Source organism: Cystobacter fuscus (assembly GCF_002305875.1).
In the GTDB taxonomy this organism is placed as follows: Bacteria; Myxococcota; Myxococcia; order Myxococcales; family Myxococcaceae; genus Cystobacter; species Cystobacter fuscus_A.
Window position 1 is genome coordinate 11,348,000 of record NZ_CP022098.1, and the last position, 13,477, is coordinate 11,361,476.

A 13,477-nucleotide genomic window follows, 5' to 3' on the forward strand; every position below is an offset into this window, starting at 1 on the left:
CCGGGACGACCCACGGACCCTACCGCGACGCGTCATGCGCGGCCAGGGGGAGGTGGAGACTCAGGCCCGCCGTGCCCAGGGATCGTCTCCCAGGAGCGAGGGAAGGAAGCCCAGCCACTCCCGCGTCTGCTGGAGCAGGGCCTCCGCGAAGGTGGCCGCCGCGCGGAGGATGATTCCGTCGGGCCCGAGGGGGCTGGTGGAGCAGATGAGCCCGGCGCGAGGGATGACGGGAAGGGCGCCCACCCGGGCGGCGAGCGCCTCGCGGGCGGAGGCGAGCGCGGGGCCGATGAGCAGCACGGTGCCGAGCGCGTCGAAGCGGCCGAGCCGCTCGGGGAGGTGGCCGTGACGGGGCTCGAGCAACCAGCGCTCGTCGAGCAGCACGCGGCCCTGTTGCCGGACACGAAGCGAGGAGGAGAACGAGGCGCAGGCCCAGCGCTCACCGTTGGCGCTGCGTCCGGCGTTGACGAGGTCCATCAGCACGAGCGAGGCGTCCGGAGCGAGCTGGATGTCCTGGCGCTGGGTGTAGCGGGCGTCCGTGAAACACACGGTGGGGTCGGGCACCAGCGCGAGCAGAGCACCCTCTCCCACCCGGGCCTCCAGCTCGTTGCGGCAGCCGCGCGGCGAGCGGTAGACGCGGGTGAACCCCTGGCTCGACAGCAGCGCCGAGGCGCCGGAGGCGACCTCCAGGTCCATGTGGAGGTGGTCGCCATCCACGAGTCCTCCGCCGAGCGAGCTGGTGTAGACCCAGGCGGCATGCCCATGGTTGCGCGGTGTCAGCAGGCGCAGCGGACTGTGCGCGAGCGCGGTGCGCACCACGGTGCGGGGGCCCACGCGCTCGAAGGCGAGCCGCGCGCTCCCCTCTCGCCGGGCGGCAACAACAGGAGGAGTCTGCTCACGGGGCATGACGAGACGGGTCATATCCCGCAGTCTATCCTGGCTCCTCGCCGAACTCCTCCCGCGGTTCGCGGGTCAGGGCACGGTGTAGAGGCCGACCACGCTTGGATCGAGCGTGGAGCTGACGAGGCGAAGGCCGGTGGCGGTGCTGACGCTCGTGGGGTTGGTGACGCCCAGATCCGCCAGCGAGAACGTGACCGCGCCCAGCTTCGACTGCACCGAGCCCGGGGGACTGCCGGTGACGCTCGCGACGCCGCCCGTGTAGTTGATCGTCGCCAGCGCGTTCGACGTGTTGCCCGCGGCCGAGGCCGTGAACTGACTCGCGAGCAGGGAGAGCGAGAACGAGCCAACCCGATTGTTCGACGCATCGATCAGCGTGACGACGGTGTCATCGCCCATCGTTCCGGAGGTGAGGGCGGTCTCGACGATGAAGAAGCGGGTCTTCGCGGTGAAGGCCGTGCCGAACTGGAAGTTGCCCGTGCCCAGGTTGTTCGCGCCGTCATTCACGGTGAGGCCCGAGGCGGCCGTATTGGCATTCGTGGGCGTCGAGCCCCGCGAGTTGGGCGTGTTGGTCCCCGTGATGCCACTGGCCGTCGCGCCGAGGAGGTTCGTGAAGGTGCCCTCCGACGTGGTGAGGGAGCTCAACTGCGCATTGCCGGTGAGGTTCGCCGGGGTACCGGTCGTCACCGAGCCCGTGAAGCTCGCACGGGTGGCGGGCAGGGGAATGGAGACCCCGCTCGGATCGGGCAACGTGGCGCTCTCGTAGGCGATGCGGTTGAGGTTGGAGGCATCGGTCGCGCCAATGCCCAGCTCGGCCGCCGCGCTGCCCGCGCCGACGGACAGGTTGCGGGGGTCGGCCCCGGTGATCTTCGCGTACAGCACCGCCGCCGAGAGATAGCTGCCGTACTTGCTCGCATGGCGGTTGTCCGAGGTGCTCCAGAGCTTGAAGGTCCCCGCGGAGGTTCCATTGGAGGGATCCGCCAGCCCCTGTTCGACCGCGCGCAGGAACCCGTCACCCACCCGGGCCACCCCCGTGAAGTCGAAATCGTCATAGGCCTTGAAGTACGCGGTGCGCAGATCGCTCTGCATTGCTTGCAGGCCCGCGGTGCCGCTCGTGTAGCCCTGGGCCGAGACCGACGCGGGCGATGCCCAGGTCTCGTACAGGAACACACGGGCCGCCGGGTTGGCCGTCAACACGAGATTGCGCAGGTTGTTGGCGCCGGTGAAGAAGTCCGTGGGATTGCCCCCCCGGGCCGTGGGCAGGGGACGCGTGCTGTTCTCCTGCAGGACGACGGTGTCCCAGGCACGGCCGATGATCGCGGCCTTCGTGGCGTAGTGCCCACTGAGGGTCTCTCCGCTGACCGTCTCGAGGGTGACGTCATAGGCCAGACCGGCCTGCACGGTCAGCTTCTTGAAGATGCCCGGCACACCGCCCTGCCCCGAGTTGTTGGCATCGGTGATCGCGCCCTTGTTGTACGAGTAGACCGGCTCCTCGTGGCCGTGGGTGAAGCTGTTGCCGACGAAGAGGATGCTGCCCTGGGCTCCGGCTGCCGCCTCCTGGGTGCCCATCACCTCGTCCTGCTCCCACTCCGGGGCCCCAGCGCAACCGACACTGGCCGCGAGGAGCGACATGGCCGCGAGCCCCAGGACATGCGTGCGGCGGGGGTGAATCACCAGGAACGACTCATCCGGTCGGGTGCGGCGCATGACGTTCTCCTCCTCGAGGCCACGAGCTCGTGACCATCACTTTCCTGGACGAGAACATCCATTTTTTCAAGGAAAACGAGAGAAACAGCCATTCCCTCATCCATCCTGGCGACGACGATGGCGGTCCTGGGCGTTCTGGCCGACGCCGCCGTCATCCAGAACATGGCCGAGTAGCCCACCCCCACCACGGTGCGGACATCACCCGCCTGACGCGGCAGCAGCCGAACCCTCGCGCGGGCATCGATGCGCAGCACCAGGCCGAGCAGCGCGACGCCCGCCGCCACCAGGCCCAGCGCCGTCCAGGGATGCCGGATGACGTCGGCCACGGCGATGGCGCCGACCCCGAGGGTGAGCACCGCGAGCTGCGTCCACGGAATGCCCGCGACGCCAGCGGGCCTGGCCGAGCCGCGCAGCAGCCAGAGCGCCGCCGCGCTGAAGGCCAGGGCCTGCACGGCGAACAGCCAGAACACGCCGCGCCAGGCGCCCGCTTCCGCGAAGAGCCCGCCGACCAGCGGCCCCAGCACCGTGGCGACACCCCACACGCCGGAAATGGACGCGAACACCCGGGCGAGGTGCCGCTCCGGGAACAGCAGGGCCACGGCCACCATGGAGAAGCCCGACACCCAACCACAGCTCATCCCCTGCACCACACGTCCCGCCAGGAAGAGCCACACATCGGGCGCCATCGCGCTCATGACGCAGCCAGCCATACAGACCAGCCCCGCCAACGCGCTGGCCCGGCGCAAGCCAAACAGCTCCGCGAGCCGCCCGGCGCTCGCGCCGGCCAGGATCGCGCCCACCAGGAACCCGGCCACCGACCAGCTGAAATAGGCATAGCCGCCGAGGTCCGCGCCCACGCTCGGCATGATGGTCGCGGTGACCAGCGCGTCGGCGGCGTTCAACCAGACGCCCAGGCAGATCAGCGCGAAACGTGGCAGACGCCCCTCGGCCAGCAGGTCGCCCCAGCCCTTCGAACCCAACCCCGCCTCGCGCATCGCGGCCATCTAGTCGAAGCCGTCCACCAGCGCGAGCCCGGTGTCGCTGACACGTTTCGGCGCGCTCGGCTCGCAATCCTTGACGCCTTGCGTTGAAATGAAGATGACAACGTTACGACGCGCCCGGCCATCCGGCGGACAGGGGAGAGACCGGCGGCAATCCTTGACGCCTTGCGTTGAAAGACTGGCCCCACGCAGGCGCTCCCAAAGCCTGTGAGGATAAGAAAAAAGGCCTATTGCCACGAGTCAGCAGACTTCCCACGACTGGCAAATGAAAGCGTTCTGATGTGCTCCCGCGTCAAACACGAGCATCTGCTCTGTTCATCCGCGGACAGGTTGCAATCAAAACGTTTTCATTGTATGAGCTTTTCCGCTTTTAATCGTTTTCCGCGACGGAATCGTATTCCTCGTTTTTTAGATTTACTGCAACATTTCATCAGGAGGGAACGCATGCAACAAACGCATTCCAACACCCGCAGCCAGGCGCTGAGGTCCCTACCATTCCTGCTGCTGGCACTCTGTGGAGGAGTCGCCTCCGCGGAAACGCATGTGGACAATCCGTTCGCGGGCGCGAGCGCATACATCAATCCCGACTACGCGGCGCAGGTCGACAGCTCGATCGCCAAGACGACCGACAGCACGCTGGCCGCGAAGATGCGCACGGTCAAAAAGTATCCGACCTCGGTCTGGCTGGACCGCATCGTGGCGATTCACGGCGGCAGCGCGAACGGCGGCCGCAAGAGCCTGCGTGACCACCTCGACCTGGCGCTGGCCCAGAAGAAGGCCGGCCAGCCCATCACCGCGAGCTTCGTCATCTACGACATGCCAGGGCGCGACTGCCATGCGCTGGCGTCCAACGGCGAGCTGCCGCTGACGGCGGAGGGCCTGCAGCGCTACAAGACGGAGTACATCGATCCCATCACGACCATCTTCGCCGATCCGAAGTACCAGGACGTCCGGATCGTCACGGCCCTCGAGCCGGACGGCCTGCCCAACCTGGTGACCAACCTGAGCGACCCGGCGTGCGCCCAGGCCCACTCCACCGGCATCTACGTGGCGGCCGCGCAGTACGCCATGAACAAGCTGCACGCCATCCCGAACGTCTACATCTACATGGACCTCGGCCACTCGGGGTGGCTGGGCTGGGACGACAACCGTCAGAAGACCATCGCGCTCTACACCTCCGTGGTGGGCGCGACGACGGCGGGGCTGTCCAGCGTGGATGGCTTCGTGACCAACACGGCCAACTACACGCCGCTCGCGGAGCCGAACCTGGTGGACCCGAACGTGACCGTGGGCGGGCAGCCGCTCCGGTCGGCGAAGTACTACGAGTGGAACCCCAACTTCGACGAGACCGACTTCGCGGCCTCCCTCTACACCGGCTTCACGTCCGCGGGCTGGCCGGCCAGCATCGGCTTCCTCATCGACACCTCGCGCAACGGCTGGGGTGGACCCAACCGGCCGACGGGCGCCTACGGCACCACGGTCGACACGTACGCCGACTCCGGCCGCATCGACCGGCGCGCCCACCGCGGCCTCTGGTGCAACCAGGCCGGGACTGGCATGGGGCAGCCGCCCCAGTCGACTCCGGCGGGCTATGGCGGTTCTCACCTGGATGCCTTCGTCTGGGTCAAGCCGCCGGGCGATTCGGACGGCGCGAGCAAGTACATCCCGAACAACGAGGGCAAGGGCGCCGACCCGATGTGCGACCCGGACTTCACCACGCAGTACACCACGAAGACCAACGCCCTGCCGAACGCGCCGCTGTCCGGCCACTGGTTCCACGAGCAGTTCACGATGCTGGTGCAGAACGCGTATCCGGCCATCCCGCAGACCGCCGGAGACAATGACCCGGCCCTTCCGCCCACGAGCCTGACGGCCACCCCGGGCAACAAGCAGGTGACGATCAGCTGGAGCGGTTCGCTCGGCGCGACGAGCTACACCGTCAAGCGGGGCAGCGCCAGCACCGGACCGTTCGCCACGGTGGCCTCCGTCACGGGGACGACCTACAGCAATACCGGACTGACCAATGGCACGACCTATTACTTCGTGGTCAGCGCGTCCAACGCCAACGGTGAGAGCGCCAACAGCAGCCCGGTCTCCGCGACTCCGGCCGAGCAGGTCCTGGCCGCGCCCTCCAGCCTGACCGCGACGGCGGCCGGCTCCAGCCAGATCTCCCTGAGCTGGACGGGCTCCGCCAACGCCACCGGCTACAACATCTATCGCTCCACCTCGCCGAGCGTGGCCATCACCGCGGCCAACCGGGTGGGCACCAGCTCCACCACCAGCTCCACCCAGACGGGCCTGCTGCCCAGCACGACCTACTACTACAAGGTGACGGCCTTCAACGCCGCCCTCGAGTCCGCCGGTTCCAACGAGGCCTCCGCCACGACGCAGGCCGCCAGCGTGGGCGCCTTCTCCGTCCTCTACCGCGACGGGAACAACAACTCCCCGATCACCAACCAGTTCCGCCCCCACCTCCGGGTGAAGAACGGCGGCACCACGTCGGTCAGCCTGGCGGACATCAAGGTCCGCTACTACATCTCGCTGGACGGCGCTGCCGCCCTCCAGATCAACTGCGATTGGGCCCTCCTGGGCTGCTCGAGCATGAGCTTCCAGTCCGGGCAGCTCTCCGCTCCGCGGCCTGGCGCCACCCACTACCTCGAGGTCAGCTTCCTCAGCGGCACCCTGGCGGCGGGCCAGGACACGGGTGACATCCAGCTGCGCGTGAACAACACGTCCTGGTCGAACTTCAACGAGGCGGATGACTACTCGTACAAGGCCGGGCAGACGGCCTATGGCGACAACAGCAACATCACCGTCTACCGCAACGGCACGCTGGCGGGTGGTCTCGAGCCGTAGCCAGTCGATTGTTTGAACTCGGAGCCCCCGGCCTTCCTCTGGCCGGGGGCTTCTTTTTTTTCGTGGCTCGAGCCCCCTTCACAACTCGTCTCATCGGACTGACACGATTCGTCTTGTGGCATCACATCCCTCATTTCAGTATTAATCCGGTTAATCTTGGGAAAACGTTTGACCTCGGATACGTCTCTTGTTAGAGATGAAGTCATTCCAGGGAGCGAATCCAGGGATTGAGTCATCTCGGACTGGGAAGGGTTTCCATGAACATTCATTTCAAGGGGATGTGCAGCCTGTCTATGGCCTTGGGTCTGGCGTTTTCCGCCATCCCCGCCACGGAGGCCCGGGCCGCCGGGGTCACCGACTACAACCTCACGGGGTTTTCCGCTGGCAACACCGGTGGAGGGGAGATCAGCGAGTCGGACACCGCCCGCTATAAGAAGGTCTACACCGCGACGGAGCTCGCCCAGGCCTTGAAGAAGGGCTCGGGCGTCAAGGTCGTGGAGATCATGAATGATCTCAACCTGGGCTGGAACGAGCTTCCCGCCGCGGCCAAGGTCTCTCCCTTCTCCGCCCACAATTCGGCGCTGACCCATCCCGTGCTCCTCCAGACGGGGGTCAGCAAGATCAACGTGGACAGCTTCAGCGGGCTGACCATCTTCTCCGCCAACGGCGCCAGGCTCAAGCACGTGGCCATCACGATCAAGCGCAGCTCGAACGTGATCATCCGGAACCTGGAGTTCGATGAGCTGTGGGAGTGGGACGAGAAGACCAAGGGCGACTACGACTCCAACGACTGGGATTACCTGACGCTGGAGGAGAGCAGCAAGGTCTGGATCGACCACTGCACCTTCAACAAGGCCTACGATGGCCTCGTCGACTCGAAGAAGGGCACCTCGGGCGTGACCATCTCCTGGTCCACGTTCAAGGGGGATGACGGCAGCGCGACCAGCTTCGTGGCCAGGCAGTTCGATGCGCTCGAGGCCAACAAGTCCGCCTACCCGATGTACAACTACCTGCGCGGCAGCTCGGTGGGTCTGAGCAGGCAGGACATCACCGCGATCGCGGGCTCGCAGAAGAAGGGCCACCTGGTCGGCTCGACGGAATTCGCCTCGGACAACCCGAACCTCTCCATCACGTTGCATCACAACTACTACAAGGACATCCAGGATCGCATGCCCCGCCTGCGGGGCGGCAACGCGCACGCCTACAACATCGTCATGGACAGCGCGGGAGCCTGGGCCGCCAAGAACAAGATCACCTCGGCCATGGCCACCGCCATCTCCTCCAAGGGCTACCACTTCACCGTGACGAGCAACGGTGCGATCTCCACCGAGAGCGGCGCCGTCCTGGTCGAGAAGTCGCACATCATCGACATCCAGTACCCGGTGCGCAACAACCAGACGGATCCCGAGGATGCAAGCTATACGGGGAAGATCCGCGCCGTCGACACGATCGACTCCCTGAATGGGGTGGTCTTCCGGGGAAACAGCGACTCCTCCGGCAGCTCGCTCGGCCCGGTGCCCGCTGACGTGAAGGCCTTCTCCTGGAATGGCTTCTCCACCCTGCCCTACAGCTATACGCCGGAGGATCCGTCGACCCTCAAGAGCCGGCTGACGGCCGCCGATGGAGCGGGCGCTGGGAAGCTCACCTGGGCGAAGAGCCAGTGGCTGAAGACCAGCTACTGACGCGAAGCTCGCGCGGAAGCTGGCTGCTCTGAAGTTCCCGGGGGCGAGGAGGCCACGAGACGGTCCTCCTCACATCACCCCCGGAACTCTTCTCATTTCTCGATATTCAGTCATTGCGGCCCTTCCTCTTCTGGCCTTGCATTCGAAGCGCCCGTGCGGCATCTGCGTGCTCCATTCCTTCTCTGACTGGAGAGCACGTCCATGCCCATGCCTTCGTTGAAACGCCTTCTGCCAGGATTGGCACTGACCGTGTTTGGCATCGCTGGCGCCGCGCAGGCCCAGAACCATCCGTTCGGCAGCCACCATCAGACCTATAACGCATCGACCTTGAGCGTTTCGGCCGGCACGGCCGCGGCCGACAGCGCGACGGCTGACTTCTATTGGAAGTGGAAGAGCCGCTACGTCGTCGCCGGGTGCCACGCGGGCGACTACCGCATCAAGGCCAGCACGGGTGACGGCGCCTATGTCGTGTCCGAGGGCCAGGGCTACGGCATGCTGATCGCCGTGATGATGGCCGGGCAGGACCCGCAGGCCCAGACCATCTTCGATGGCTTGCACCGCTACAACCTCCGGCATCCCAGCCAGAACAATCCCGACCTGCTGGCCTGGGCGCAGGATGCCAACTGCAACGACATCCTCGATCACGACTCGGCCACCGATGGCGATCTCGACATCGCCTACGCGCTGCTGCTCGCGCACAAGCAGTGGGGCTCCAACGGTTCCATCAACTACGCGGCCGAAGCCACGCGCGTGCTCAACGCGATCGCGCAGAGCAACATCAACCCGACCACGCGACTGGTCAATCTCGGCGACTGGGCCAGCCTGCTGAAGCAGGATGCTCCGGACTATTACTACGCCACGCGCAGCTCCGACTGGATGCTCGGCCACTTCCGCGGCTTCATCGGCCACGCCAGCACCGACTGGTCGCAGGTGCTGAGCGCGCATCAGACGGTGCTCGAGAAGATGCAGACCACCTACGCCAGCGCGACCGGCCTGGTGCCCGACTTCATCATCAACGCGAACACCACGCCTCGCCCCGCGCCCGCCGAGTTCCTCGAGGCTCCGTACGACGGCAGCTACTCCTGGAATGCGTGCCGCGTGCCGTGGCGCATCGGCATCGACGCGGCCATCAGCGGCGACACCCGCTCGCGCAACGCGGCCAGCCTGATCAGCCGTTGGATTCGCGGCAAGACCGGAGGCAAGCCGAACAGCATCCGCGCCGGCTACCAACTCAACGGCACCGCGCTCGAGTCCTACAACGACATGGTCTTCATGGCGCCGTTCGCCGTCGCGGCCACCGTGGACTCCGGCGGCCAGGCGTGGCTGGACAGCTTGTGGAACCAGATCGTCTCCACCGCCCCCACCGAGGACTACTACGGCGACACGATCAAGCTGCTGGCCATGCTGAGCGTCTCGCGCAACTGGATGACGCCGTAGCGCGGAGCGAGCCCTATTCCAACAGGTCCGCCTTCAGCGTGACCTCGCCGTTGGCCGGCACGGAGACGCGGTAGTCGCGAGACACCCCGAGCTCCTTGTTCTTCAGGGTGAGGGTCCGTCTTCCCGCGGGGAGCCGGATGGCGGGCATGGGAGTGATGCCCAGTCTGTGGCCCTCGTAGAAGACCTCCGCCCAGGGGTTGACCCGGACCTGCACCCGTCCCATGGCGGCCACCCGGGAGGGCTCCTGGGGCGACGGCGCCGGGGATGGGGTGGTGGGCTCGGGCGTAGGCTCGTCCGGTGGGGGTGCCGCCTCCCGCGGTGGTGGCACCGCTGCCTTCTCCGGTGATGGCTCCGGGGTGACTGGCTTCTGGGCCTGGACGTTCTCGGGAGCTGGAGCCGGCGCCTCGGAGGAGGGCGCCACCGGAGCGGGTGCAGGAGGAGTGCCCCGCTCCCACGGCCGCAGGGCGACCACGCCCACGGCCACCGAGAGCAGGGCTCCTCCCACCGCCCACGCGATCGCGCGATTGCGCGGGCGTGCGGACTCCATGGTCACCGTCGGCGGGTTCGAGAGCACGGGACCCGCCAGGGGTGCCGTCGCCTCGTCCTCCACGACCATGGGGGGAGAGGAGCGCCCCGTGCCGCGCGGAGTGGGCTGCGCGAAGAAGCGCCGCGGCGAGCCCTCCTGCTCGAAGAGCTGTTTGAGGAACGCGCCGAGGTCCTCCGGGAAGAGCCTCCGCTGACAGGACTCCAGGGCCTCGAGGAGCGCCCGGGACATCTCCTGTGCGGTGGCGAAGCGCTCACCTGGCTCCTTGCGCAGCGCCTTCATGACGATGCGGCTGAGCACGGGAGGCACGTCCAGCTCGAGCCGATCCGGCGCTTCGGGCTCGGCCGTGGCGATCTGCTGGAGCAGCGCCGCGTTCGAGGGCGCGCGAAAGGGCAGCGTGTTGGTGAACAGCTGGTAGAGCACCACTCCGGTGGCGTAGATGTCCGAGTGCACCGAGGCGGGCCAGCCATTGACCTGCTCGGGCGAGATGTACGAGAGCTTGCCCTTCAGTGTGCCCGACTGGGTCTTGGACGAAGAATCCGCCGCCTTGGCGATGCCGAAGTCCACGACCTTCACCACACCATCCATCGTCACCAGGATGTTGTCGGGGCTGATGTCGCGGTGGACGATTCCCAGGGGCTTGCCGGCCTCGTCCCGCAGCTCGTGCGCGTAGTGCAGTCCCTGGAGCGCCTGCGCGACGACGTACGCGGCGATGTCGACGGGAAAGGGATGCCCCAGCTCCCGCAGGCGCTTGCGCACGCGGTGGAGCGAGGGCCCCTGGATGTACTCCATGGCGATGAAGTACTCGCCCCGGTCCTCGCCCAGCTCGAAGATCTGCACCACGTTGGGATGGGACAGCCGCGCCGCCAGGCGGGCCTCCTCGAGGAACATGTCGATGAAGTTCTCCGCGTCCGCCAGGTGAGGAAGGACGCGCTTGACCACCACGGTCTTCGAGAACCCCGCCGGCCCTTCCTGCTGGGCCTTGTACACCTCGCCCATTCCTCCCTTGGCGATGACTTCGAGCAACCGGTACTTCCCGAGCTGGGGTAGCTGAACCTGGGTCATGGCGCGCGGGGGCTCAACGTAACGAGGCGAGCAGGTTGTTCAGGTACGGAGGCAGGGAGGTCCAGGGGTTCTGCGCATCATGCGTGAGGTAGATGTAGCGCACGTCGCGGCGAACCTGATTGACGTAGGCCGGGCTGGCGGTGGGAAGGCCGTAGCGCAGCACGCTCAGGGAGCTCCGGTCGAAGCCAGCCGCCGCTTCATGGATGAGGCCGGCATCCGTCAGTCCAGGCCCCTCGGAGATGGTGAGCACATCCACCGTTCCGCGGAAGCTCACGGGCGTGCGAGCGCCCGGATTGCCCACGGTGAGCGAGAAGCCCGCGTCCCGCGCATGGTCGCTGAGCGCGCGGTAGTAGCCCTCCTGCCCCTGGGTGTTCGCCATCTCGTCGATGAAGATGCCCCGCGTCTCCGGGTAGAAGGAGCGATAGCGGTTGATGTCCTCGCGCACCAGGCCCTCGTCACGCTGGCTGTACGAGGCATGCACGTAGCCGAGCACCGTGATGCCGGCATCCGCCAGCGCGCTGATGGAAGTGACGTACTCCGGGTTGATGGCCGCTCCCGGGCCGGTGTCTGGATTGATGATGGCCAGCACCGGCACCGTCGGATGCGCGGCCTTGCCCTCGATGAGCGGCGCCCATGCGCCGGGGGAGGGATAGATGTAGAGCGGAACGATGGCACCCGCCTCGGGCCGTTGCAGCAGCGCGAGCTCATCCACCACCACGGACCCGTGGGCGCCAGACAAGTACCCGGGGGAGATACTCAGGCCCTTGACCGCATCGAGCGCCAGCGTGGCGCTGCCCGCGTCGGGAACGGTCTGGAAGCCCGAGAGGGTGAAGGCGCTGAACGGGGCATACACGTGCTTCCAGCCCGTCCAATCCACCGCGACCGAGAACTCGAAGCGCACCCGATGGGTGTCGTAGAGCTCCAATCGGAAGGGATGGCCGGTGGAGGCCCCATACACCCAGATTCCAAGACCGGTGGCCTGCCGCCAGTCCTGACCCTCGCCGAGGAGCCGCTCGATTCCACCGAAGCCACCCGCCGGGTTGATGTCGTAGTCCAGCCGCAGCGCCTGCCCGCTCAGGGCCGGGCTGGAGACGGCCGTCATCTGGAAGGTGGTCGACTCATCCTTGAAGATGATCCAGCCCGTGCCCCCCGGCTCGAAGCCGTCCAACAGGCTCCCCTCGACGCACCCGTTCACGGGCTGGCAGACGGCTCCACAGGCGTTGGAGGTGCCACAGAGCCAGTCCACGCACGCGTCCAGGCAGCTCTCACCGCCATCCGCGGGGCCCCCATCCCCCTGTTCCGAGGGACCGCCATCCGCGGCGGGCGTGACATGGGAGAGGCAGACCCCCTCGACGCAGGAGCGTCCCGCGCTGCACGGGTGCTCCACATCACAGGCGCGGCCCTCCTCATCGATGCTCTGCACCAGGCAACCGGGCGCGAAGAGCAGGCCGAGCAGAAGAAACGAAAGAGCGACTCTCGTGTCGCGATTCATGGGGGATCCTTGGGGGCGACGAACTACTGGAGGAGCGCGCTCACCACGGTGGCCGCGGCGACGACTCCCGAACCGACGAAGAGGATGTTGGCCGTGCGGGCGCGCGAGGCGGCCTGACGGTTGAAGGAGGCCATGTCCGAGTCGAAGTGCGCGCCGCGCGCCTGGCTCTCGAAAGAGCGGGCCTGGACCCCGAAGACGACGCCCGTGGCGAGCACCGCGAGCGAAGCGCCGCCCAGCACGTAGGGCATGGCGCGCACCACCCCACTCTTCGGCGGCTGGGCTTGAGGAAGGAAGGCCGGACGCTCGGTGACGACAGGGGGGGCCGCGGGCTTCAGGCCGGGCGTGACCGCGGGAGGCTCCGCTGGCGACGCCGACGGCACATCCGCGGCGGGAGCGGCGGGAGCGGGGGCGGCGGCCACGGCCGGTGCCTCCGCCGGGCGGGTCCGGCGCTTTCCACCCACCTCCTCGAAGAGCTCGACGATGCGGGGGCTCGTTCCCAGGGGGAGTTGAAGCTGCGGATCCAGCTCCAACGCGCGCTGGAAGGACTTCCGGGCCGCCTTGGACTGGCCCAGGCCGGCGCCGCACAACCCCTGGTAGAGCGCCACCTCGGCCCGCTCCGGCTCCGACAGCTTCAGCGTACCGGCACGCTTCAGCCGCTTGAGGCACCGCTCGTAGTCGAGCGCCTGGTAGAAGGCCTTGGCCTGGGACAACGCGAGCGTGGCCAGCTCGTCCGCCCTGGCACTTCCAGCCCACAAGAGCTGCACGATCGCAATCCAACCCAGCACGGCGCGCATGGTGT

The 13,477-nt window shown here is 67.2% G+C and carries 9 protein-coding genes; 3 read left to right on the forward strand and 6 right to left on the reverse strand.

The genetic code is table 11. The annotated features are described in order from the left end of the window. Positions 1–60: 60 nt before the first annotated feature. The 3 genes from CYFUS_RS45925 to CYFUS_RS45935 are packed head-to-tail and all read right to left on the reverse strand — an operon-like array spanning position 61 to position 3,605. A complete protein-coding gene (locus CYFUS_RS45925; RefSeq protein ID WP_232537191.1) occupies positions 61–918 on the reverse strand; it encodes an urease accessory protein UreD in 858 nt (285 codons plus the stop codon). A 51-nt stretch (positions 919–969) separates the two neighbouring features. After that, entirely contained in the window at positions 970–2,601 is a 1,632-nt protein-coding gene (locus CYFUS_RS45930) for a cell division protein FtsK (protein WP_095990991.1), read from the reverse strand. Next, the gene (locus CYFUS_RS45935; protein ID WP_232537192.1) at positions 2,565–3,605 is read right to left on the reverse strand and encodes an MFS transporter; all 1,041 of its coding nucleotides are present in this window, start codon (positions 3,603–3,605) and stop codon (positions 2,565–2,567) included. Before CYFUS_RS45935 ends, CYFUS_RS45930 begins: the two co-directional genes overlap by 37 nt. 441 nt (positions 3,606–4,046) lie before the next feature. Between CYFUS_RS45935 and CYFUS_RS45940 the strand changes: the two genes are divergently transcribed. The 3 genes from CYFUS_RS45940 (at position 4,047) to CYFUS_RS45950 (ending at position 9,577) form a co-directional block, all read left to right on the forward strand. Continuing rightward, positions 4,047–6,458 carry a glycoside hydrolase family 6 protein gene (locus CYFUS_RS45940; protein ID WP_095990992.1) on the forward strand — a complete coding sequence of 804 codons (2,412 nt, stop codon included), beginning with the start codon at positions 4,047–4,049 and terminating at the stop codon, positions 6,456–6,458. Between the two features lie 257 nt (positions 6,459–6,715). Next, a complete protein-coding gene (locus CYFUS_RS45945; RefSeq protein WP_095990993.1) occupies positions 6,716–8,140 on the forward strand; it encodes a hypothetical protein in 1,425 nt (474 codons plus the stop codon). A gap of 327 nt (positions 8,141–8,467) precedes the next feature. Next, entirely contained in the window at positions 8,468–9,577 is a 1,110-nt protein-coding gene (locus CYFUS_RS45950) for a glycosyl hydrolase family 8 (protein ID WP_232537193.1), read from the forward strand. Between the two features lie 13 nt (positions 9,578–9,590). On the opposite strand, the gene CYFUS_RS45955 is transcribed toward CYFUS_RS45950, so the two are convergent. From CYFUS_RS45955 to CYFUS_RS51450, 3 genes are read right to left on the reverse strand one after another with little or no spacing between them, the layout of a single operon-like run. Further along, positions 9,591–11,186 (reverse strand): serine/threonine protein kinase, encoded by a 1,596-nt coding sequence (locus CYFUS_RS45955; RefSeq protein ID WP_095990995.1) that lies wholly within the window; start codon positions 11,184–11,186, stop codon positions 9,591–9,593. A gap of 13 nt (positions 11,187–11,199) precedes the next feature. Continuing rightward, a complete protein-coding gene (locus CYFUS_RS51445) occupies positions 11,200–12,678 on the reverse strand; it encodes a spherulation-specific family 4 protein (RefSeq protein WP_157759042.1) in 1,479 nt (492 codons plus the stop codon). Between the two features lie 23 nt (positions 12,679–12,701). Continuing rightward, entirely contained in the window at positions 12,702–13,472 is a 771-nt protein-coding gene (locus CYFUS_RS51450; protein WP_157759043.1) for a tetratricopeptide repeat protein, read from the reverse strand. Positions 13,473–13,477: the final 5 nt, after the last annotated feature.